At 65.4% G+C, this 22,877-nt stretch carries 20 protein-coding genes and 1 tRNA gene; 14 read left to right on the forward strand and 7 right to left on the reverse strand.

Features of this window, described 5'->3' with window-relative positions:
• Positions 1–146: 146 nt before the first annotated feature.
• The 4 genes from ABQY64_RS06390 to ABQY64_RS06405 form a co-directional block, all read right to left on the reverse strand.
• Positions 147–1,340, reverse strand: coding sequence for an RNA polymerase sigma factor (locus ABQY64_RS06390; protein WP_184231198.1), 1,194 nt, complete (start codon positions 1,338–1,340; stop codon positions 147–149).
• A 99-nt stretch (positions 1,341–1,439) separates the two neighbouring features.
• Positions 1,440–1,949: a pathogenicity-like protein gene (locus ABQY64_RS06395; RefSeq protein ID WP_349779160.1), complete on the reverse strand. Its 510-nt coding sequence runs from the start codon at positions 1,947–1,949 to the stop codon at positions 1,440–1,442.
• A 148-nt stretch (positions 1,950–2,097) separates the two neighbouring features.
• Positions 2,098–3,012 (reverse strand): acyl-CoA thioesterase II, encoded by a 915-nt coding sequence (gene tesB, locus ABQY64_RS06400; RefSeq protein WP_349779159.1) that lies wholly within the window; start codon positions 3,010–3,012, stop codon positions 2,098–2,100.
• A 71-nt stretch (positions 3,013–3,083) separates the two neighbouring features.
• Positions 3,084–3,854: an enoyl-CoA hydratase/isomerase family protein gene (locus tag ABQY64_RS06405; RefSeq protein WP_104561675.1), complete on the reverse strand. Its 771-nt coding sequence runs from the start codon at positions 3,852–3,854 to the stop codon at positions 3,084–3,086.
• A gap of 53 nt (positions 3,855–3,907) precedes the next feature.
• On the opposite strand from ABQY64_RS06405, the gene ABQY64_RS06410 reads away from it, so the two are divergent.
• Positions 3,908–4,348 carry a copper chaperone PCu(A)C gene (locus ABQY64_RS06410; protein WP_104568792.1) on the forward strand — a complete coding sequence of 147 codons (441 nt, stop codon included), beginning with the start codon at positions 3,908–3,910 and terminating at the stop codon, positions 4,346–4,348.
• Positions 4,349–4,602: 254 nt separating this feature from the next.
• Here ABQY64_RS06410 and ABQY64_RS06415 read toward each other — a convergent pair whose 3' ends face one another.
• Complete coding sequence (locus tag ABQY64_RS06415) at positions 4,603–5,010, reverse strand: thioesterase family protein (protein WP_349779158.1); 408 nt, start codon at positions 5,008–5,010, stop codon at positions 4,603–4,605.
• Complete coding sequence (gene uvrA, locus ABQY64_RS06420) at positions 5,010–7,976, reverse strand: excinuclease ABC subunit UvrA (protein ID WP_024940077.1); 2,967 nt, start codon at positions 7,974–7,976, stop codon at positions 5,010–5,012. Before uvrA ends, ABQY64_RS06415 begins: the two co-directional genes overlap by 1 nt.
• A gap of 291 nt (positions 7,977–8,267) precedes the next feature.
• On the opposite strand from uvrA, the gene rplU reads away from it, so the two are divergent.
• The 3 genes from rplU (at position 8,268) to obgE (ending at position 10,161) form a co-directional block, all read left to right on the forward strand.
• The gene (gene rplU, locus ABQY64_RS06425) at positions 8,268–8,588 is read left to right on the forward strand and encodes a 50S ribosomal protein L21 (protein ID WP_016901712.1); all 321 of its coding nucleotides are present in this window, start codon (positions 8,268–8,270) and stop codon (positions 8,586–8,588) included.
• Positions 8,589–8,600: 12 nt separating this feature from the next.
• The gene (rpmA, locus tag ABQY64_RS06430) at positions 8,601–8,861 is read left to right on the forward strand and encodes a 50S ribosomal protein L27 (RefSeq protein ID WP_010365804.1); all 261 of its coding nucleotides are present in this window, start codon (positions 8,601–8,603) and stop codon (positions 8,859–8,861) included.
• 250 nt (positions 8,862–9,111) lie between these two features.
• Positions 9,112–10,161, forward strand: a complete 1,050-nt coding sequence (obgE, locus tag ABQY64_RS06435) for a GTPase ObgE (RefSeq protein WP_016901714.1) — start codon at positions 9,112–9,114, stop codon at positions 10,159–10,161.
• Between the two features lie 91 nt (positions 10,162–10,252).
• Here obgE and rpsT read toward each other — a convergent pair whose 3' ends face one another.
• The gene (gene rpsT, locus ABQY64_RS06440) at positions 10,253–10,522 is read right to left on the reverse strand and encodes a 30S ribosomal protein S20 (protein WP_002807888.1); all 270 of its coding nucleotides are present in this window, start codon (positions 10,520–10,522) and stop codon (positions 10,253–10,255) included.
• A 116-nt stretch (positions 10,523–10,638) separates the two neighbouring features.
• Between rpsT and murJ the strand changes: the two genes are divergently transcribed.
• The 10 genes from murJ to cyoD all read left to right on the forward strand — a co-directional run bounded on the left by murJ (position 10,639) and on the right by cyoD (position 22,728).
• Positions 10,639–12,231, forward strand: coding sequence for a murein biosynthesis integral membrane protein MurJ (murJ, locus tag ABQY64_RS06445; protein ID WP_104596239.1), 1,593 nt, complete (start codon positions 10,639–10,641; stop codon positions 12,229–12,231).
• A 217-nt stretch (positions 12,232–12,448) separates the two neighbouring features.
• Positions 12,449–13,519: a bifunctional riboflavin kinase/FAD synthetase gene (locus ABQY64_RS06450; RefSeq protein WP_104596237.1), complete on the forward strand. Its 1,071-nt coding sequence runs from the start codon at positions 12,449–12,451 to the stop codon at positions 13,517–13,519.
• 6 nt (positions 13,520–13,525) lie between these two features.
• Complete coding sequence (ileS, locus tag ABQY64_RS06455) at positions 13,526–16,357, forward strand: isoleucine--tRNA ligase (RefSeq protein ID WP_349779157.1); 2,832 nt, start codon at positions 13,526–13,528, stop codon at positions 16,355–16,357.
• 321 nt (positions 16,358–16,678) lie between these two features.
• Positions 16,679–17,191: a signal peptidase II gene (gene lspA / locus ABQY64_RS06460; protein WP_349779156.1), complete on the forward strand. Its 513-nt coding sequence runs from the start codon at positions 16,679–16,681 to the stop codon at positions 17,189–17,191.
• A 77-nt stretch (positions 17,192–17,268) separates the two neighbouring features.
• The gene (gene ispH, locus ABQY64_RS06465) at positions 17,269–18,219 is read left to right on the forward strand and encodes a 4-hydroxy-3-methylbut-2-enyl diphosphate reductase (protein WP_349779155.1); all 951 of its coding nucleotides are present in this window, start codon (positions 17,269–17,271) and stop codon (positions 18,217–18,219) included.
• 179 nt (positions 18,220–18,398) lie between these two features.
• Positions 18,399–18,474: transfer RNA gene (locus ABQY64_RS06470), tRNA-Thr, on the forward strand.
• Between the two features lie 357 nt (positions 18,475–18,831).
• Entirely contained in the window at positions 18,832–19,767 is a 936-nt protein-coding gene (gene cyoA, locus ABQY64_RS06475) for a ubiquinol oxidase subunit II (RefSeq protein ID WP_349779154.1), read from the forward strand.
• The gene (gene cyoB / locus ABQY64_RS06480) at positions 19,767–21,767 is read left to right on the forward strand and encodes a cytochrome o ubiquinol oxidase subunit I (protein ID WP_104596233.1); all 2,001 of its coding nucleotides are present in this window, start codon (positions 19,767–19,769) and stop codon (positions 21,765–21,767) included. The genes cyoA and cyoB overlap by 1 nt, the downstream gene beginning before the upstream one ends.
• Positions 21,764–22,393 carry a cytochrome o ubiquinol oxidase subunit III gene (gene cyoC / locus ABQY64_RS06485; protein WP_006450194.1) on the forward strand — a complete coding sequence of 210 codons (630 nt, stop codon included), beginning with the start codon at positions 21,764–21,766 and terminating at the stop codon, positions 22,391–22,393. Before cyoB ends, cyoC begins: the two co-directional genes overlap by 4 nt.
• Positions 22,393–22,728, forward strand: coding sequence for a cytochrome o ubiquinol oxidase subunit IV (gene cyoD / locus ABQY64_RS06490; RefSeq protein WP_006450195.1), 336 nt, complete (start codon positions 22,393–22,395; stop codon positions 22,726–22,728). The genes cyoC and cyoD overlap by 1 nt, the downstream gene beginning before the upstream one ends.
• The last annotated feature ends 149 nt before the right edge of the window (positions 22,729–22,877 follow it).

Raw genomic sequence — 22,877 nt, forward strand, 5'->3', positions numbered from 1 at the left:
GGCAGCACTGTCGTCATACGCAGCATGTAAACCGCAACACGCAACAAGGCGCCGATCGACCAACGGCCTCCCGCGCAAGCAGGAGGCCGTTTTTGTTGACAGGAATGGTCGCACTTGCTGCATGCGACGATGAGCTCACGCTGGGATCAGAGCATCCCCAGCTTCATGTAGTGCCGCACGATGGGCAGCATGACCGCCACCGTGCTCACCAGCATCGCGCCCGGGCTGAACATGCAGCGATACAGCAGCGGTGCCCGCGTGGTGCCGCGTCGTTGCGCATCGCGTTCCAGCATCGGGCGCATGACGCGTGGCAGCACCCGGATGGATTGGTAGTTGAGCACCGCCATGCCTGCGCCCAGCAACAGCAGCGACGTCCATGCGCCGGCATCCAGGCGTTTTAGCAGCAGCGTGCTGCCCACCACCAGCACCGACGTCAGCGTGGTGATGTGCAGGAAACGACGAATCGCCGCTGCTTCGGCGGCGGTCTGCGCAAAGCGCAGCAGATACCAGCACGACCAGTACGTACCGACGCCGGCAACCAGCACGGCGCCGGCGGCGAATAGCGATGGCAGGCCGAGCCAGAGGCTTAGTGCACCGGCCGCGCTACCCCCGCCCAGTGCCGAGCCGGTCAGCCCGCTCACGCCTAATTTGCCCGCGCCCCCCATGCCGGTCAGCACGATGGCCGCGCTCGCGGTCCCCGGCGCGGCCAGCAGGGTTGCCGAGGTCACCGCAGTGGCAAAGGCCACACTGGGCGCGCTGCCACGGGCGAACTCGCCGAACCGGCGCAGCAGCTCGCCGCGCACGCTGGCACGTGCCCGCGACAGGCGCTTGCGCACGGCCGCATCGCTCAGCCCGAGCAGCAAGGCAACCTGCCGCGAACTCTGGCCTTCGCGATAAAACAGCAGCAGCGTCTCGCGGCTCTCTTCGGGCAATGCAGAAATGATGTCGAGCGCGGCGATTTCTTCTTCCACCTGCAGCAACTGGTCGGTGGGCGAGGGGGCCGGGTCGGCGGCCATCGCGATCGCCAGGTCCGCCGCTTCGCCGCTGAGCGCGCGATGCCGGTTGGCGCGCAGCCAGTCGCGCGCCAGGTTGCGGGTGATCTGCCGCAGCCACGGCAGGAAGCTGGCCGGCTGATGCAATTGCGCCAGCCGCTGCCAGGCGCGCAGGAAGGCTTCCTGGGCGATGTCTTCGCTGGCAGCGATATCGCGGGTGATCGCCAGTGCGATGGCGGTCACCGTGTTCTGGCAGGCGCGCACGATGCGGCCGTAGGCCTGCTGGCAGCCGGCGGCGGCGACCGGCAATTCGCGTTGCAACATCAGGTCCAGCGTGTCGGTATGCATCGGCGCAATCCATGTCCTGGTCCCAGCATGACGCAGGCGAGCAGCGGATGTGACCGAGGCGATGGCGGTGGCATCTGGCGCACCGCCGTGTGGCTGCGCTCAGCGCGCCGGCTGGATCCGTACACGCACTTCGTCGTCCTCTGCGGCGGGCGGTGCGGTGGTGGCGGGCGCTGGCTGCGCTGCCGGCTGCGCCACTGGCATGGCCGCATCCGGGGCATTGCGATGGCGCAGCACCACGAACATGGCGACCCCGCCGATCACCAGCAGCAGCACCAGCCGGATGCGCCAGGCCCAGCTACGCGCATTGGTGCTTGAGCCGTTTTCGCCGTCGCGGAAGGTGTACTCCACATTCGGCAGGTCGCGGCGGGTGGTGTCGAGCAGGCGTGCGTCGCGCAGCAGATCACGGGCGCGCGGCTGGTCGTCGGCGTGCACGATCCACACCGTGGGGTAGGCCTGGGCGTTGCCCTGTTCGAGATAGCTGAACTGGCCGCTGCGCTTGCTCTCGTAGGAGCGGCCGTTGCTCATGCGCACGTCAATACCGGCGTTGCGCAGGAGATCGGCCACGCCTTCGGCGGTTTCGATACGTTGACTGCTGAAGATCTTGCGCATGCTTAAGGGATGCCAGCAATTGCCGAGCAGGGCGCGCTGCGAAGGCGCTTGCTCAAGCTGAAAGAAAGGAGCGGCAAGGATGTCGATCCAGGCCGGAAAGTGCAGGCGGCCATCAGCATGCCTGCGCGCGACGAACGCGGTGCAGCGATCAACATGGCGAGTCGTTTGCCGGCACCGCGATCGTGCTGCCGTCGGGCACCACCCGGATCAGGCCTTCCTGGGTGGTGCTGGCGACCAGCACGCCATCGCGGGTGAAGAACTGCCCGCGCGCCAGGCCGCGCGAGCCCTGTGCGGTGGGGCTGTCGAGCGAATACAGCAGCCAGTCGTCGGTGCGGAACGGGCGGTGGAACCACAGCGCGTGATCGAGCGAGGCCATCTGCACATTCGGCGTGTAGTAGCTGATGCCGTGCGGAAAGGTGGAGGTGCCCAGCAGCTGGAAATCCGAGGCATAGGCCAGCAAGGCCTGGTGCAGGCCGACGTCGTCGCCGACCGGGTCGCTCAGGCGCAGCCACATCTGCTGGAACGGCGGGCGCTTGGGCGGCTTGAGTTCGTCGCGCGGAAATACATGGCGAAACTCGAACGGGCCGCCACGCGACAGCCAGCGCTGCACCTTGGCAGGCAGTTTCTCCAGCACCTCCGCCGCCAGCGGCGGGGTGGGTTCGATGTCTTCGGGCGGCGGCACCACCGGCATCGCGGACTGGTGTTCGGCGCCGTCTTCGCGCTGCTGGAACGAGGCCGCGCAGAAGAAGATCACCTTGCCATGCTGGATCGCAGTGACCCGGCGCACCGAAAAACTGCCGCCATCGCGGGTGCGATCGACGTCGTAGACGATCGGGTGGTCGATATTGCCGGCGCGCAGGAAATAGGCATGCAGGGAGTGCGCCTGGCGGCCGTTGTCCACGGTGGCCTGCGCGGCGGCCAGCGCCTGGCCCAGTACCTGTCCGCCGAACACGTACTTGGTGCCGATATCGCGGCTCTGGCCGCGGAACAGGTTGTCTTCCAGGCGCTCCAGCGACAGCAGGCTGATCAGTTCGGAGACGACGGGTTCGGCAGTGGCGGACAAGGGGCTGGCCTGGGCGTGCGACGGACCGCGATTATAGCGGGCCGCCCCCTGCGCGCCGTGCGGGAGCGGCGTCAGGCCTTCTGCAGCCGCGCCACCAGGCCGTGCAAGGCGGCCTGCGCATCCGGCGCGTACCAGCCGTCGATGAAGCGCTCCAGCTGGATCAGCTCCGGCGCCAGCGCCGCGCGCAGATCGGCGCGGGCAATCGCGCGCGTGGTCAGCATCGGCTGGCGCGGCAGCTGCTGCAGGTCCTGCAGCCAGGCCACCGCGCGGGCGGTGACCAACTCGCCATCGACCAGTTCGTCGACCAGGCCGATCGTGACTGCCTGCTCGGCCGGCAGCAGCTGCCCGGAGATCAGCAGGCGCTCGGCGCGGTGCGCGCCGACCACGCGGCGCAACAGGCGCTGGATGCCTTCCGGCGCGGCCAGGCCCACCTGCACCTCGTTCAAGCCGATCGCATACGGTTTGGCGGTATCGGCGCTGCGCGCCATCACCCGGTAGTCGCAGCACAGTGCCAGCACGCAGCCGCCGGCCGGCGCATGCCCGCCAATGGCTGCGACCACCGGCACGCGGCTATTGGCCAGCGCCTGCGCGGCCTCGAAGAAGGCCGTCCAGCTGGCCAGCAATGCGGCGCGGTCGGTGCCATGCGCCAGCAGGTGCGGCACGTCCATGCCACCGGAAAAGATCCGCTCGCTGCCCGACAGCACGATGCCGTCGGTTTCCTCGCCGGCCTGCTGCACCGCAACGCTCAGGGCCTGGCACAGCGCGCTGTCCAGTGCATTGACCGGCGGGCGCGCCAGACGGATTTCGCGAAGACGGCCATGGTCTAAGATCTGGATGCTCATTCGGGGCTCCTGGAGGTTGGGTCATGATAGATGGCAGTCGAAGCAGGCAGCGCATGTGCGGACGCGTGCTGCTCGGTGCATGGGTGATGCTGGCAAGTGCAGGCGTTGGCGCGCAGTGCCTGCCCGAGTTCAAGGACGGCTGGATCCGCATTCCGCCACCCGGTGGCATGGGCATGGCAGCGGGTTTCGGGCAGTTCCACAATGGCTGCGCGCAGCCGTTGCAGGTCACCGCGGCCAAGAGCAGTGCGTTTGCCGATGTGTCCATCCACGAGACCACGCAGACCAACGGTGTCAGCCGCATGCGCGCGGTGCCGGAGCTGGCGTTGCCGGCCGGCAAGTCGGTGCCGCTTGCGCCGGGCGGCCTGCATCTGATGCTGATGGAAGCGCGTGCGCCGCTGCAGGAAGGCGCGCAGGTGCCGGTGACCTTTACCTTGCAGGATGGCCGCGAGGTCAAGACCACGCTGCAGGCGCGCAAGCGCGCGCCGGGTTCGTAGACGCGCGCAGTGCGTGGACGAGCGAGGCTGCAGTCTGCAGTTCTTGCAGAGCCCACTGCGCGATGTTGTCGATCAAACGCAATGCGTGGTGGCAGGCAGCCGCCACTTCACTGTGTCAGTCCGGTCCCGATCACGCGGCCTGTCGGTGGTATCGCGCAGCGGCATGACAGGATCGCTGCAAACAACAACGGCGGCTCCCGGAAGAGCCGCCGTCGTCTTATGGTGCCGGAGATCCAGCGCGCAACTGGCAAATCTCAGCTGCTGGCGGCGCGTACCGCGTCCGGCAGCGATGCGCTCTTGCCGGTCTGCGTATCGATCCACACCACCACCACATTGCCATCGGAATACAGCACGCCCTCGTCCTTCTGGTCGAGGATGCGGTGACCGATGGTGATGCTGCTGCTGCCCAGGCGCTCGACGAACAGTTCCACCAGGATGTCGTTCGGCCATTCCAGCGGGCGCTTGTAGTTGACGTTGGTGGCCGCGACCACCGGCGCGATGCGGTCGGTCATCGCCACGCCTTCAACGCCCAGCATCCAGCGCACGCGCGCTTCCTCCAGATACGAAATGTACTTGGCGTTGTTGACATGGCCCATGCTGTCCATGTCGCGCCAGCGCACGCTGATCGGGATGCGTGCCAACACCTTGTGCTCTTCGCTCATCAGCTTGCCTTCTTCTTTGCGGTTTTCTTGGTGGCGGACTTGGCGACTTTCGCCACCTTCTCCGGTTTGATCTTGCGTGGCGGGCGCGCATCGGGCTTGTTGGCCATGGCCGCCGGCCGGGTCTCGCGCGCCTTCACCGACGGCAGCATCTTGGCCAGGAACTGCCCGGTGTAGGACGCCTTGTGCGCGGCCACATCTTCCGGCGTGCCGGAGACCAGGATGCTGCCGCCGCGATGGCCGCCTTCCGGGCCCAGATCCACGATCCAGTCGGCGGTCTTGATGACGTCCAGATTGTGTTCGATCACCACCACCGTGTTGCCCTCGTCGCGCAGCTTGTGCAGCACGCCGAGCAGCGCTTCGATGTCGTGGAAGTGCAGGCCGGTGGTCGGCTCGTCGAGGATGTACAGGGTGCGTCCGGTATCGCGGCGCGACAGCTCCTTGGACAACTTGACGCGCTGCGCCTCACCGCCGGACAGCGTGGTCGCGCTCTGGCCCAGCTTGATGTAACTCAGGCCCACATCCACCAGCGTTTCCAGCTTGCGTGCGATCGACGGCACCGGCTCGAACAGCCGCAGCGCGTCCTCGACGGTCATCTGCAGCACGTCGCTGATGTTGAAGCCCTTGTAGCGGATCTCCAGCGTCTCGCGGTTGTAGCGCTTGCCGTGGCAGACATCGCAGGGCACGTAGACGTCGGGCAGGAAGTGCATCTCCACCTTGATCAGGCCATCGCCCTGGCAGGCCTCGCAGCGGCCGCCGCGCACGTTGAAGCTGAAACGGCCCGGCGAATAGCCGCGCGCACGCGCTTCCGGCACCTGCGCGAACAACTCGCGCAACGGCGTGAACATGCCGGTGTAGGTGGCCGGATTGGAACGCGGGGTGCGCCCGATGGGCGACTGGTCGATATCCACGACCTTGTCGAACAGATCCAGATTCTCGACCTCGCGATGCGCGGCCACCGGATGCGAGGCGCCGTTGATCTCGTTGGCGGCCAGCGAGAACAAGGTGTCGTTGATCAGCGTGGACTTGCCCGAGCCGGACACGCCGGTGATGCAGGTCAACAGGCCGGCCGGAATGTCCAGGTCGACATTCTTCAGGTTGTTGCCGGTCGCCCCGCGCAGATGCAGCATCATCTTCGGGTTGGGCTTGTGGCGCTGCTTGGGAATCTCGATGCGGCGCTTGCCCGACAGGTACTGGCCGGTCAGCGAGCCGGGCGCATCCAGAATGTCCTGCAACGAGCCTTGCGCGCAGATTTCGCCACCGTGTACGCCGGCGCCGGGGCCGATGTCCAGCACGTAATCGGCCAGGCGGATCGCGTCTTCGTCATGCTCGACGACGATGACGGTATTGCCCAGATCGCGCAGCCGCGTCAGCGTGCCGAGCAGGCGCTCGTTGTCGCGCTGATGCAGGCCGATCGACGGCTCGTCCAGCACATACATCACCCCGACCAGGCCGGCGCCGATCTGGCTGGCCAGCCGGATGCGCTGCGCCTCGCCACCGGACAAGGTGTCGGCCTTGCGTTCCAGGGTCAGGTAATCCAGGCCCACGTCGACCAGGAAGCCCAGCCGTTCGCCGATCTCCTTGACGATCTTGCTGGCGATCTCGCCACGCCAGCCCGGCAGCGACAAGCCGCGGAAAAAGCTCAATGCCTCGTTGACCGGCAGCACCACCAGCTCGGGCAACGGGCGGTCGGCGACGAACACGTTGCGCGCGGCACGATTCAGGCGCGTGCCGTTGCAGGCCGGGCAGGGCTGCTGGCTGACGTATTTGGTCAGCTCTTCGCGCACGGCCGGCGATTCGGTTTCGCGGTAGCGGCGTTCCAGGTTCGGCAGAATGCCCTCGAAACGGTGCTTGCGGGTGGTGCGCCCGCCCGCATCGGTGAAGTAGGTGAAACTGATTACCTCATCGCCGCTGCCGAACAGTACCGCCTGGCGCACCTTGGCCGGCAGCGTGTTCCACACCGCGTCCACGTCGAACTTGTAGTGCTTGGCCAGCGAGGCGATCAGCTGGAAATAATAGGCATTGCGCCGATCCCAGCCGCGCACCGCGCCGGCCGACAGCGACAGCTCCGGATGCACCACGACGCGATCCGGGTCGAAGAACTCGGCCACGCCCAGGCCATCGCAACTGGGGCAGGCGCCCACCGGTGCGTTGAACGAAAACAGCCGCGGCTCCAGCTCCGGCAGCGAGTAATCGCAGACCGGGCAGCTGTACTTGGACGAGAACAGGTGCGGCGCCGCGGCCGGGTCGTCCAGCGACTGCACCGCGACCATGCCTTCGCCGAGCTTGAGCGCAGTCTCGAAACTTTCCGCCAGCCGTTGCTTGATGTCTTCGCGCGGACGGAAGCGGTCGATCACCGCCTCGATGGTGTGCTTCTGGCGCAGCGCCAGCGGCGGCACCGCGTCGATCTCGTACAGCTCGCCATCCACGCGCACGCGCACAAAGCCCTGCGCGCGCAGCTGCTCGAACACCTGCGCGTGCTCACCCTTGCGCTCGCGGATCACCGGCGCCAGCAGCATGTAACGCTGCTCCTGGTCCTGCGTGAGCATGTGGTCGACCATCTGGCTGACGGTCTGCGCCTCTAGCGGGAAGCCGTGGTCCGGGCAGCGCGGCTGACCGACGCGCGCGTACAGCAGGCGCAGGTAGTCGTAGATCTCGGTGATCGTGCCGACCGTGGAGCGCGGGTTGTGCGAGGTCGATTTCTGTTCGATCGAAATCGCCGGAGACAGGCCTTCGATGTGGTCCAGGTCCGGCTTTTCCATCACGCTGAGGAACTGGCGCGCATACGCCGACAGCGACTCGACGTAGCGGCGCTGGCCTTCTGCATAGATGGTGTCGAACGCCAACGACGACTTGCCCGAGCCGGACAGGCCGGTGATCACGATCAGTTTGTCGCGAGGCAGGTCGAGGTCGATGTTCTTGAGGTTGTGCGTCCGCGCGCCGCGGATGCGGATGAAATCCATCGCCATGGGGGATCCGATGTCGGGCCGGCGAACCGGCAGTGGTGCGAGCGTGCTCAGCAGGAATGAGTGGCAGTCGATCAGCCTACCCGCCGACCTAGGTGAGGGCAATTGCCCCAAATGCCAGTCTGACCGGGCGCCTGTGGCGGCCGGATGATGCGTTGCACGGGTGGATCGGGCGTGGCCGCGCTCCGGCGGCCGGCAGGTTGACCCCAACCCCCGCCAGCCCGTACAATCCCGCTCCTGTCTGCCCTAGGGCACGTCAGTGCGACCATAATAACTACAGAGGAAAACCTGGTCATGTACGCAGTTCTGGTAACCGGCGGTAAGCAATACCGCGTCGCGCAGGGCGAAACGCTCCGCGTGGAAAAGCTCGAAGTCGAAGCTGGCAACGAGATCAAGTTCGACACCGTCCTGATGTTGGGCGATAGCGATGGCATCAAGCTGGGCGATGCGCTGAAGGGCGCCTCGGTCACCGCCAAGGTCGTGGCCCATGGCCGCGCCGACAAGGTGCGCATCATCAAGTTCCGTCGCCGCAAGCACCACATGAAGCGTCAGGGACACCGTCAGTACTACACCGAAATCGAGATCACCGGCATCGCCGGTGGCGATAAGAAGTAAGGAGAACCAGTCATGGCACATAAAAAAGGCGTAGGTTCCTCGCGCAACGGTCGCGATTCCAACCCGAAGTACCTGGGTGTGAAGATCTTCGGTGGCCAGGCCATCGATGCCGGCAACATCATCGTGCGTCAGCGCGGCACCCAGTTCCATCCGGGCGCCGGCGTCGGCCTCGGCCGTGACCACACCCTGTTCGCGCTGGTCGACGGCAAGGTGGAGTTCTCGGTCAAGGGTGCGAAGAAGCGTCGTACCGTCAGCGTGGTTGCCGAGGCGTAATCGCCCGCTCCATGCAGGCCAGTCCGCCAGGCATCCATGCCTGTCGGACGAGACGGAAAGCCCCGCTTTTGCGGGGTTTTTCGTTTGACGGCCGGGAGTGGGGAATAGGGAATCGGGAATCGGAAAAGCCGGCTCCTGGTTTCTTCTCGCTCTTTGCTGTCTTGCTGGTGAGTGCGCTCGCCGGCAGGGGTCAGGCTGGTTTCTTTGGCCGATTCCCTATTCCCCATTCCCAATTCCCGGTTGCAAGCTCATGAAGTTAGTCGACGAAGCAGAAATCCTGGTCAGTGCCGGCAATGGCGGCAATGGCTGTGTCGGCTTTCGCCGCGAGAAGTTCATCCCGCTCGGTGGGCCCGATGGTGGCGACGGCGGCAACGGCGGCAGCGTATGGATCGTGGCTGACGAGAACGTCAATACGCTGGTCGACTTCCGGCATGAGCGCACCTTCAAGGCGCAGCGCGGCGAGAACGGCATGGGTCGCCAGGCCTACGGCAAGGGCGGCGAAGACCGCATCATCGTGGTGCCGGTCGGCACCGTGGTGATGAATGTGCAGACCGACGAAGTCATCGGCGACCTGACCCAGCATGGCGATCGCCTGCTGGTGGCCAAGGGCGGCAAGGGCGGCCTGGGCAACATGCATTTCAAGAGCTCGGTCAACCGTGCGCCGCGCCAGTCCACCACCGGTGAAGAGGGTGAGGAGCGGTTGCTCAAGCTGGAGCTGAAGCTGCTGGCCGATGTTGGCCTGCTGGGCTTCCCCAATGCGGGCAAGAGCACCCTGATCCGCGCGGTGTCCTCGGCAACCCCGAAGGTGGCCGATTACCCGTTCACCACCCTGTACCCGAATCTGGGCGTGGTCAGCGTCGAGGCGTATCGCAGCTTCGTCATCGCCGACGTGCCGGGCCTGATCGAGGGCGCGGCCGACGGTGCCGGGCTGGGCACGCAGTTCCTGCGCCATCTGCAGCGCACCCGTCTGCTGCTGCATCTGGTGGACATTTCTCCGATGGATGGTGGGGTGGAGGCGTCGCCGGTGGATCAGGTGCGCACCATCGAGCGCGAGCTGGAGCGCCACGATCCCGAGTTGCTGAAGAAGCCGCGCTGGCTGGTGCTCAACAAGGCCGACCTGATGTTCGAGGACGAGGCGCGCGCTGCGGCCGAGACGATCGTGGCCGAGCTTGGCTGGACCGCGCCGTGGTATCTGGTCTCGGCGCTGGGCCGCGATGGCACCTTCCCGATCATGAAGGACATCATGGCGTTCTTCGACCGGCAGCGCGAGGACGAGCTCGAGGCACGCAATGCCGGCTGAGCGCATGCGCAGGCACACAAAAAACCCGGCCAAGGCCGGGTTTTTCTATGCCACCGCAGGCCAGGCCTGCGGTGATGCCAACACGGCTCGCTTACGCGGCCTTGATGGCCTTGATGCGAGCGGTCAGGCGGCTCTTGTGACGCGCAGCCTTGTTCTTGTGAATCAGGCCACGGGCGCTGAAACGGTCGAGAATGGGCTGAGCAACGGCGAAAGCAGCTTCGGCGCCTGCAGCATCGTTGGCGTCAAGGGCCTTGATCACCTTCTTGACGGCGGTGCGCAGCATCGAACGCTGGCCCGTGTTGCGCTCATTGCGCACGACGGTCTGCTTGGCGCGCTTCTTGGCGGACTTGATATTGGCCACGGTGGTGGGTTCCTGAAAAATCGGTGTAGTGGAAAAAGCAAGCGGGAAAGTATGATGGGCTTAGTTATGTACGTCAAGTCAGTTGTCAAGAGGGATGCAGCGTGAGCAAGCCCGGCATGTTGAGAGGCCTGCTCTCATTCAGCAGTATGACCATGGTGTCGCGGGTGTTGGGCCTGGTCCGCGACCAGGCGATCTCCACCACCTTCGGCGCCAATGCGGTGACCGACGCGTTCTGGGTGGCGTTCCGGATCCCCAATTTCCTGCGGCGGCTATTCGCCGAGGGCTCGTTCGCCACCGCCTTCGTGCCGGTGTTCACCGAGGTCAAGGAGACCCGCCCGCACTCGGACCTGCGCGAGCTGATGTCGCGGGTGTCCGGCACGCTTGGCGGCATGTTGCTGCTGATCACCGCGCTGGGGCTGATCTTCACCCCGCAGCTGGCGTCGGTGTTTTCCGATGGCGCGGCCACCGATCCGGATAAATACGGCCTGCTGGTCGATTTGTTGCGGCTGACGTTTCCGTTTCTGTTGTTCGTCTCGTTGACCGCGTTGGCGGGCGGGGCGCTCAACAGCTTCCAGCGGTTTGCGATTCCGGCGCTGACGCCGGTGATCCTCAACCTGTGCATGATCGCTGGCGCGCTGTGGCTGGCGCCGCGGCTGGACGTGCCGATCCTGGCGCTGGGCTGGGCGGTGCTGGTGGCCGGTGCGCTGCAGTTGCTGTTTCAGCTGCCGGCCCTGAAGGGCATCGACCTGCTGACGCTGCCGCGCTGGGGCTGGACGCACCCGGATGTGCGCAAGGTGCTCACCCTGATGATTCCGACCCTGTTCGGTTCGTCGATCGCGCAGATCAACCTGATGCTGGACACCGTGATCGCCGCGCGGCTGGCCGACGGCTCGCAGTCGTGGCTGTCGCTGGCCGACCGGTTCCTGGAACTGCCGCTGGGCGTGTTCGGGGTGGCGCTGGGCACGGTGATCCTGCCGGCGCTGGCGCGCCATCACGTCAAGACCGACCGCAGCGCGTTCTCCGGCGCGCTGGACTGGGGGTTCCGCACCACGCTGCTGATCGCGATGCCGGCGATGCTCGGCTTGCTGCTGCTGGCCGAGCCGCTGGTGGCGACCTTGTTCCAGTACCGCCAGTTCACCGCCTTCGATACGCGCATGACCGCGATGTCGGTCTACGGCCTGAGCTTTGGCCTGCCGGCGTACGCCATGCTCAAGGTGTTGTTGCCGGCCTTCTACGCCCGCCAGGACACCCGCACCCCGGTGCGTGCCGGCGTGGCGGCGTTGATCGCCAACATGGTGTTCAACTTCGCGTTGCTGGCGGTGGTCTACCAGATCATGGTGCCGCCCGAGCTCAAGGCGCAGGGCGTGATGCAGGCGCTGGGCAAGCAGCCGGGCCTGCATCTGGCGCTGGGCATTGCCAGCGCGCTGTCCAGTTATCTCAACCTGGCTTTGCTGTGGTACTGGCTGGGCAAGTCCGGCGTGTACCAGCGCCGGCCGGGTTGGGCTGGCTATGCGCTGCGCCTGCTGCTGGCATGCGCGGCAATGGTGGCGGTTCTGTTGAGCCTGCTCTGGTGGCTGCCATCGTTCACCGTGATGGACAAGTGGGATCGCATCGGCTGGCTGGCGGTGCTGGTCGGCAGCGGTGGGGCGACCTACCTGGTGGCGCAAGTGGCGCTGGGATTGCGGCCGCGGCATCTGCGCGAGGGCTAGTCGTCCGCCGAGCTGGCCGAGCAAGTGCGGAGCCAGCCGTCATGCGCGGTGGGTGGGGCCAGTCCCGGGCCGGGAAGGCGCAATCGTCTGCCCGCTTCCGGGACGCGGCGGCACAGGCCCGGGGCCGCGCCCATGCGGATTGACAGGCACGGCTATACTTGCGGGTTATGCATCAACGAGGGTCGGCCGGCAGGCCGGCATCTGTTTGGATCGAGGAATGAGCAGGCTGTTTAGAGACGTCGAGGGCGGGACGCTGTTCCCGCACGGAAGCGTGGTCTGCATCGGCGCCTTCGATGGCCTGCACCTGGGGCATCGGGCATTGGTGCAGCACGCAGTCGCGCGCGCGCTCGCGCTCGGGGTGCCGGCGGTGGCGGTGAGCTTCGAGCCGTTGCCGCGCGAGTTTTTCGCCCCGGCCGCGCCGCCGCCGCGGTTGACCCTGGCCCGCGCCAAGATCGAAGGGTTGCACGGCTTCGGTGCCGACAGCGTGGGCATGATCCGGTTCGATGGTCGCCTGTCGGCGATGAGTGCCGAAGACTTCGTGCGCCTGGCCCTGGTCGGCCGGCTGTGCGCCAAAGAGGTCTGGATCGGCCCGGAGTTCCGTTTCGGCCATCGGCGTGGCGGCGATATCGGCCTGCTGCGCTCGCTTGGTGAGCACTACGGCTTTGCAGCGGGCGAAATCGCGCCGGTGCACCTGCACGGCGAGCGCATCTCGGCCACGCGCATCCGTGAGCTGCTGGGCGCGGGCGAGTTCGCGCACGCCGGGCAATTGCTTGGCCGTCCGTATGCCATCGGCGGGCGGGTGGTGCGTGGCAAGCAGCTTGGGCGCACCCTGGGCTATCCCACCGCCAATCTGCGTTTCCTGCGCACGCCGGCGCTGTCGGGCATTTACGCGACCTGGGTGCATGGCGTAGCCGAGCGGCCGTGGCCGTCGGTCTCGAGCTTTGGCACGCGCCCGACCGTGGCCGGTGTGGAGCCGCTGCTGGAAGCGCATCTGTTCGATTTTCAGGGCGACCTGTATGGCCGGCATATCGAGGTCGAATTCGTTGCCAAGCTGCGCGACGAAGAGAAGTTCGATGGCCTGGACGCGCTGACGGTGCAGATGCATCGTGATGCCGAGCAGGCGCGTGCGGTGCTGGACAGGCACGCAGTTTCTGCAACACATGCGAGTTCCTCGCAACAGCCCGCCTATGATGCGAGTCCCTCGCAGGAGCCGACCTATGATGCGAGTCCCTCGCAAGAGCCCGCACATCCATGTGCGGACTTATCAAAAAATCCAGCGCAACGGTAGAGACCTGTGACCCAAGACTACAAAGCCACTCTCCATCTGCCCGCGACGGAATTCCCGATGCGTGGCGACCTGCCCAAGCGCGAGCCGGCGATGCTGGACCGCTGGGAGCGCGAGGGGCTGTACGCGCAACTGCGCGCCAATGCGGCAGGGCGCCCGCTGTTCGTGCTGCACGACGGCCCGCCGTATGCCAATGGCCAGATCCATCTGGGCCATGCGGTCAACAAGATCCTCAAGGACATCATCGTCAAGTCGAAGTACCTGGCTGGCTTCGATGCGCCCTACATCCCGGGCTGGGATTGCCACGGCCTGCCGATCGAGATCGCGATCGAGAAAAAGTACGGCAAGGTCGGCGTCAAGCTCGACGCAGCCGAGTTTCGCCGGAAGTGCCGCGAATACGCCACCGAGCAGATCGATCTGCAGCGCCGCGATTTCAAGCGCCTGGGTGTGATCGGCGATTGGGACAACCCGTACAAGACGCTGGATTTCCGCTTCGAAGCCAACGAGATCCGCGCGCTGGCCAAGGTGGTCGACAATGGCCATCTGACCCGTGGCGTGAAGCCGGTGCACTGGTGCTTCGATTGCGGCTCGGCGCTGGCCGAAGCCGAGATCGAATACGCCGACAAGGTGTCGCCGACGGTAGATATCGCCTATCCGGCGCGTGATCCGGCGGCTGTTGCTGCCGCGTTCGGCGCCAGCCTGCCGGCTGGCGTGGGCGTGGCGGTACCGATCTGGACCACCACCCCGTGGACACTGCCGGCGTCGCTGGCGGTGAGCCTGGGCGCGGAACTGGACTACGTGCTGGTCGAAGGCCCGGCCGATCGCGGCCAGCCGCGCTGGCTGGTGATCGCCGAGGCCCTGGCCGGCAAGGCGCTGGCGCGCTATGGCGTGGACACGGTGGTGGTGCACGGCCATGCCAAGGGCGCGGCGCTGGAGCAGATGCTGCTGAACCACCCGTTCTATGCCGAGCGCGAGATCCCGCTGCTGCTGGGCGACCACGTGTCGGCCGAGGACGGTACCGGCGCGGTGCATACCGCACCGGGCCATGGCCAGGAGGACTATCAGGTCTCCAAGCAGTACGGCCTGCTCGAGCGTTACGGCGCTGCGCAGATCAACCCGGTGGACGGGCGTGGCGTGTACCTGCCGTCGACGCCGCCGCTGGGCGACACCGTGCTGGCCGGGCTGCACATCTGGAAAGCCAACGACATCATCATCGAGGCGCTGCGCGATACCGGCGTGTTGCTGGCGGCCAGCAAGATGGAGCACAGTTATCCGCATTGCTGGCGCCACAAGACGCCGATCGCGTTCCGCGCCACGCCGCAGTGGTTCATCTCGATGGAGCAGGCCAACCTGCGCGCCGATGCGCTCAAGGCCATCGACAACGTGCACTGGTATCCGTCCTGGGGCCAGGCACGTATCGCCGGCATGGTCGATGGACGTCCGGACTGGACCATCTCGCGCCAGCGCACCTGGGGCGTGCCGATCGCCTTGTTCGTGCATCGCGAAACGGGCGAGCCGCATCCGCGCAGCACCGAGTTGCTGCGCCAGGTCGCCGACCGGGTGGAACTGGGCGGCGTGGACGTGTGGTACACGCTGGATGCGGCCGAACTGCTGGGCGATGAGGCGGCCGATTACGACAAGATCACCGACATCCTGGATGTGTGGTTCGACTCCGGCGTGACCCATGAAGCGGTGCTGGTGGACCGCGGCCTGCCCAAGCCGGCCGACCTGTACCTGGAAGGCTCCGACCAGCACCGTGGCTGGTTCCAGTCCTCGCTGCTGACCGGCGTGGCGATGGACAAGGCGGCGCCGTACAAGCAGTGCCTGACCCACGGCTTCACCGTGGACGAGCACGGCCGCAAGATGTCCAAGTCGCTGGGCAACGGCATCGAGCCGCAGGACATCATGAAGACCCTGGGCGCGGACATCCTGCGCCTGTGGATCGCCTCGGCCGATTACAGCAATGAGATGTCGCTGTCGCAGGAGATCCTCAAGCGCAACGCCGATGCGTATCGCCGCCTGCGCAATACCGCGCGCTTCCTGCTCGGCAACCTGCATGGCTTTGATCCGCTGCAGCACCTGGTGGCGCTGGACGACATGGTGCTGCTGGACCGCTGGATCGTGCACCGCGCGCACGAATTGCAGGAAAAGATCGTTGCCGCGTATGCGCGCTACGACTTTGCCGAAATCGTGCAGGCGCTGCTGAATTTCTGCAGCGTCGACCTGGGCTCGCTGTATCTGGACGTGACCAAGGACCGCCTGTACACGATGGCCGAGGATGCACGCGGCCGCCGTTCGGCGCAGAGCGCGATGTATCACGTGGTCGAGGCGTTCGTGCGCTGGATCGCGCCGGTGCTGAGCTTCACCGCCGAGGAACTGTGGGGTTATCTGCCGGGCAAGCGGGTCGACAACGTGTTGTTCGCCACCTGGTACGACGGCCTGGCGCCGTTGCCGGCCGATGCCGCGCTGAGCAGTGCCGATGTCGACAGGCTGCTGGCCTTGCGCGAGCAGGTGGCCAAGGTGCTGGAGCCAATGCGTGCCAACGGGGCGATCGGCGCGGCGCTGGAAGCGGAGATCACCGTGGCGGCCGATGCGCAGACTGCCGCGCGCTGGCAGCCGCTGGCCGAGGAACTGCGCTTCCTGTTCATCAGTGGCGACGTGACCGTGACTGCGGCCAGCACCGACGACATCTTCGTCAGCGCGCAGCCGACCAGCAAGGCCAAGTGCGTGCGTTGCTGGCACCACCAGGCCAGCGTGGCCAGCGATCCGCGTCACCCGGAACTGTGCAGCCGCTGCGTCAGCAATATCGAAGGCCCCGGCGAGCAACGCCGCTGGTTCTGACGGGGGTGTGTGAAGGCGCGTGGCGGGCAGGTCCTGCCACGCGTTATCGAGACCCCGTACGGGCTGGCGTGCGCCTCTGTCGCGGCATCATGGGCAGGCGCTGGTGCCGGATGACGAGTGCCCCGGCGCTGCATGCAGTCCCTTGCTGAAGCGTGGCGCATGCGTCACGGCGGGGCAGGGTGGCCGGCTCCGGTGCCCATGCCATCCTTGCCTGCCGGTCATCCCGCTTTCGTCAGCTTCATCTGCCACCGCCCTTACTTATCGCCATCCAGGCATCTTCTCCGACGTCGGAGAAGTCACCACCAACTGCGACCTTTCGACATGAGTCAACGCCCCAAACCCTCTGCCCTGATCTGGTTGCTGCTGTCGGCACTCGTGATCGGGCTGGACCAGTGGAGCAAGGCCTGGGTGCTGTCCAGCCTGCCCGAATACACCCCGGTGCCGGTGATCGACGGTTTCTGGAACTGGTACCGCACCTACAACACCGGCGCGGCCTTCAGCTTCCTGAGCGATGCCGGCGGCTGGCAGCTGTGGTTCTTCACCGCGCTGGCGGTGGGCATCAGCGGGCTGCTGGCGTTCTGGCTGTCGCGCACCGCACGCAGCGAATGGCGCAGCGCGCTGCCGTATGCGCTGGTGATCGGCGGAGCGATCGGCAACGTGATCGACCGCCTGATGCACGGCCACGTGGTCGATTTCATCCAGTGGTACATCGGCAGCCACACCTGGCCGGCGTTCAACATCGCTGACTCGGCGATCGTCGGCGGCGCCATCGGGATTGCGGTATTCGGTCTGTTCGACAAGTCCGGCAAGCGCGAGTCGGGAATGCGGAAGTAGGAATCGACGCTGAAGTCGTGGCGCACCGGCGCCGCCCGGTCCCATCCTCCATTCCCCATTCCCGTAGAATGCCCGCCATGGATGTCCTGCTCGCCAATCCCCGTGGATTCTGTGCCGGTGTCGACCGCGCGATCGAGATCGTCAAGCGTGCGATCGAAACGCTGGGCGCGCCGATCTATGTGCGCCACGAAGTGGTGCACAACCGTTTCGTGGTCGACGACCTCAAGCAGCGCGGCGCGGTCTTCGTCGAGGAACTGGACGAGGTGCCCGACAATGCCACGGTGATCTTCAGCGCGCACGGCGTCTCGCAGGCGGTGCGTCAGGAGGCCGAGCGCCGCGGGCTCAAGGTGTTCGACGCGACCTGCCCGCTAGTGACCAAGGTGCATTTCGAGGTGGCGCGGCATTGCCGGGCGGGCCGCGACGTGGTGCTAATCGGCCACGCCGGGCATCCGGAAGTGGAAGGCACGATGGGGCAGTGGAGCCGCGAGCGCGGCCCGGGCGCGATCTATCTGGTCGAGGACATCGAGCAGGTCGCCACGCTGCAGGTCCGCCAGCCGGAGAACCTTGCCTACACCACCCAGACCACGCTGTCGGTGGACGACACCATGGGCATCATCGAGGCCCTGCGTGCGCGCTTCCCGGCGATGCAGGGGCCGCGCCACGACGACATCTGCTACGCCACCCAGAACCGCCAGGACGCGGTGCGCGATCTCGCGCGCCAATGTGATCTGGTGCTGGTGGTCGGTTCGCCCAACAGCTCCAATTCCAATCGCCTCAGCGAGCTGGCCCGGCGCGACGGGGTGGAGTCCTACCTGATCGACAACGCTGGCGAGATCGACCCGGCCTGGATCGTCGGCAAGCAGCACATCGGCCTGACCGCCGGCGCCTCCGCACCGCAGGTGCTGGTCGATGGCGTGCTGGCGCGGCTGCGCGAGCTGGGCGCCGAGGGTGTGTCCGAGCTGGAAGGCGAGCCGGAATCGATGGTGTTCGCGCTGCCCAAGGAACTGCGGTTGCGTCTGGTCAGCTGACAGCGGGTGCTCCGTGCTGGCTGAGTCAGCGTCGAGTGTGTGCGGCAAGTCCGGGCGTTTCGCAGTTGCAGGAGGCCATCGTTCGAAGGCCACAGCGCCGGGCTCGAGGCCGGGATGCGTAGTCCGCCGCCTGGCGGCGATTGACCGGGCACCGGCTCCGCTCCTACAATTCACGGCTCGCCGGAATAGCTCAGTTGGTAGAGCGGCGCATTCGTAATGCGTAGGTCGTAGGTTCGATTCCTATTTCCGGCACCATCGCTTCAGCACTGGGTCGACCATTGGTCGGCCCAGTTGCGTTTTGGGCCGATCACGCACATCCCGGCGCTGCGCCGCCATATACGCCGCACATCACGCAGGCCGCAATCGATGGCCGCAACCGCATCTTGGCCGCCCCGCGCAGCGCTGCGACAACATGTCGCACAGTTTTGCGCGCATTAATTGCGACAGATCATTGCCGATGGGTTTCGTGCAGGTGCAGCAAAGTCTAAAATCAGGGAGCTAACTCGTGTCTTCGGTCTGCGTGGCCGCCTTCCCCCGGGAAGCGCGCCTTCAGGACGAGTCCACATGGATACGACGAACGAGGCTGGCGTTCCTTCGCACTTGGATCGACCGATGATTCCGTTGAAACATCTCGGGCGTGTACTTCGTCCAGGCCTGATGCTGCCGTTCCTGCTGTTGGCAGGCTGCAACTCGGCCATTCTCAATCCGAAAGGCCAGATCGGCCACGACGAGAAGCAGCTGCTGATCACCTCGGTCGTGCTGATGCTGATCGTGGTCATCCCGGTGATCGTGATGACGATTGCGTTCGCGTGGAAATATCGCGCGTCCAACACGAAGGCGCGCTACGAGCCGGACTGGTCGCACTCCACCGCCATCGAAGTGGTGGTGTGGTCGATCCCCTGCGTGATCATCCTGGTGCTGGCGGTGCTGACCTGGCGCTCCTCGCACGCGCTGGACCCGTACCGGCCGCTGGATTCGGACGTCAAGCCGATCACCATCGAAGCGGTGTCGCTGGACTGGAAGTGGATGTTCATCTACCCGGACCAGAACATCGCCACGGTCAACGAGATCGCGTTCCCGGTGCATACGCCGCTGAACTTCAAGATCACCTCCGATACGGTGATGAACTCGTTCTTCATCCCGCACCTGGGCACGATGATCTACGCGATGGCCGGCATGGAAACCAAGCTGCACCTGGTGGCCAACGAGCCGGGCGAATACTTCGGCCTGTCGACCAACTACAGCGGTCACGGCTTCTCGAAGATGAGCTTCAAGGCGCGTGCGGTCGATCAGGCCGGCTTCGATGCGTGGGTGGCCAAGGTCAAGGCATCGCCGACCGCGTTGAACGCCGCCGAGTACCAGGTGCTGGCGGCCAACCGCAACGACAAGGAACAGTATCCGGTCACCTACTACTCGTCGGTGCAGGACGGCATGTTCCGCTCGCTCGTCGACAAATACATGAATGGTCCGGGCCATAACAAAGGCCATGGCGACCATCAGGCAGCGGCTGCAGAGCCGGTTGCCATGTGCACTTCTGGAGACAAGTGATGCTAGGCAAACTTACGATCGAGGCGGTTCCGTACCACGAGCCGATCATCATGGTCGCACTCGGTGGTGCCGGCCTGCTCGGCCTGCTCATCGCGGGCGCCATCACCAAGTACAAGCTGTGGGGCTACCTGTGGAACGAGTGGTTCACCTCAGTGGATCACAAGCGCATCGGTGTGATGTACATCATCGTGGCGCTGGTCATGTTGCTGCGCGGCTTCGCCGATGCGGCGATGATGCGCACCCAGCAGGCGCTGGCGGGTAACGGCGGCGAAGGTGTGCTGCCGCCGCACCACTACGACCAGATCTTCACCGCGCACGGCGTGATCATGATCTTCTTCATGGCCATGCCGTTCATGACCGGCCTGTTGAACCTGATCGTTCCGCTGCAGATCGGCGCACGCGACGTGGCGTTCCCGTTCCTGAACTCGCTGAGCTTCTGGCTGTTCGTGGCCGGTGCGGCGCTGATCAACATCTCGCTGGGTGTCGGCGAATTCGCGCAGACCGGCTGGCTGGCCTATCCGCCGTTGTCTGGGCTGGAATACAGTCCGGGGGTCGGTGTCGATTACTACATCTGGGCGTTGCAGGTCTCAGGCCTGGGCACCTTGCTGACCGGCATCAACTTCTTCGTGACGATCATGCGGATGCGCGCGCCGGGCATGACCCTGATGCGCATGCCGATCTTCACCTGGACCGCGCTGATCACCAACATCCTGATCATCGCCGCATTCCCGATCCTGACCGTGGCGCTGGCGCTGCTGGGTGCCGACCGTTACCTGGGCACGCACTTCTTCACCAATGACGGTGGCGGCAACGCCATGATGTACGTCAACCTGATCTGGATCTGGGGTCACCCGGAAGTCTATATCCTGATCCTGCCGGCGTTCGGCATCTTCTCCGAGTTGATCGCGACCTACAGCCGCAAGCGCCTGTTCGGCTACACCTCGATGGTCTACGCGACCTCGTGCATCGGCGTGCTGTCGTTCGTGGTGTGGTTGCACCACTTCTTCACCATGGGCTCGGGTGCCAACGTCAATGCCTTCTTCGGCATCACGACGATGATCATCTCGATCCCGACCGGCGTGAAGATCTTCAACTGGCTGTTCACCATGTTCCGCGGTCGCGTGCACATGACCTCGCCGGTGCTGTGGACGATCGGCTTCATCATCACCTTCACCATCGGCGGCATGACCGGCGTGATGCTGGCGATTCCGGCCGTGGATTTCGTGCTGCACAACAGCCTGTTCCTGATCGCGCACTTCCATAACGTGATCATCGGCGGCGTGGTGTTCGGTTACCTGGCAGGTCTGACCTACTGGTTCCCGAAGGCGTTCGGCTTCAAGCTCAACGAGAAGATCGGCAAGGCCTCGTTCTGGTGTTGGATCATCGGCTTCTTCGTGGCCTTCATGCCGCTGTACGTGCTCGGCTTCATGGGCATGACTCGTCGCATGAACACCTACAACCACCCCGAGTGGGCGCCGTGGCTGTACGTCGCTGCGGCCGGTGCTGCGATCATCGGCCTGGGTATCTTCCTGAACCTGGTGCAGATCGGTTACAGCGTGTGGAAGCGCAAGGAGCACATGGACTACACGGGCGATCCGTGGGATGGCCGTACGCTGGAGTGGGCCACCTCCTCGCCGCCGCCGTTCTACAACTTCGCCGTGCTGCCGCACATCGACGACCGCGATCAGTTCTGGGCCGACAAGCAGAACGGCAGGGGCTGGGTGCGTCCGTCCAAGTACGAGGCGATCCACATGCCGCGCAATACCGGGGCTGGCGTGTATATCGGTGCCTTCAGCGTGCTGATGGGCTTCGGTCTGATCTGGCACATCTGGTGGCTGGCCATCATCGGCCTGGTCGGCATGATCGGCAGCTTCATTGCGCGCACCTTCGATGACGACATCGATTACTGGGTGCCGGCCGACGAAGTGGAGCGCATCGAAAACGCGCGCTTTGCCCTGCTCGAACAGCAACATGCGGCGCAGGCCGCGAAGGTGGTATGACCATGTCTTCCTCGACCACGCTTGACCACGCCGCCCACGCGGGCGGCCACGACGACCACGAACATCACGACGCCGGTGGCAACACCGTCTTCGGGTTCTGGGTCTACCTGATGAGCGACTGCCTGCTGTTCGCCGGCCTGTTCGCCACCTATGCGGTGCTCTCGGGCGCCACGGTGGACGGACCGACCGCCAAAGAGCTGTTCGACCTGAAGTTCGTGCTGGTGGAAACCTTCCTGCTGTTGTTCAGCAGCTTGAGCTTCGGCGTTGCGATGATCTCCGCGCACAAGCGCAGCATGACCGGGCTGTACGCCTGGCTGGGTGTCACCGCACTGCTGGGTATTGGCTTTCTGTGCATGGAAGTGTGGGAGTTCAACCACCTGATCCATGAAGGGGCGGGTCCGGGGCGCAGCGCGTTCCTGTCGGCCTTCTTTACCCTGGTGGGCACGCACGGCCTGCACGTGGCCTCGGGCCTGTTGTGGATGGCAGTGCTGGTGATCCAGATCTCCAAGAACGGCCTGACCCCGCGCAACAGCACGCGTCTGGCCTGCCTGAGCCTGTTCTGGCATTTCCTGGACATCATCTGGATCGGTGTGTTCACCGTCGTCTACCTGCTGGGAGCGCTGTAATGGCCAATCACCACGCGCATGAAACCGCTGCCGACGCACATGCCGGCGGCCTGAAGTCCTACCTGATCGGCTTTGTGATGGCCGTGATCCTCACCGTCATCCCGTTTGCGATGGTGATGAGCGGGGCGTTCTCCAAGGGCGTCACCGTCATCGTGATCTCGCTGATGGCGGCGGTGCAGATGCTGGTGCACATGGTGTACTTCCTGCACATGGATCGATCGCCCGAGCAGCGCTCCAACGTGCAGGTGGGCCTGTTCTCGCTGCTGATCATCGGCATCGTGATCGTCGGTTCGCTGTGGGTGCTGCACAACATGAACGTCAACATGATGCATTGAGACGGCGCTGTGCCGGATTACGGCACGCCGGATCGAAGCATGCTGGACAAAAAGCCGCCGGGTCACCGGCGGTTTTTTTGTGTGTGAATCGCTGCGCAGCATGACCTATGGCATACGGGGAAGCGCGGGCAGGCGCTTAGCATCGTGGG

The organism is Xanthomonas sp. WHRI 7065 (assembly GCF_040203115.2).
Classification (GTDB): domain Bacteria; phylum Pseudomonadota; class Gammaproteobacteria; order Xanthomonadales; family Xanthomonadaceae; genus Xanthomonas; species Xanthomonas arboricola.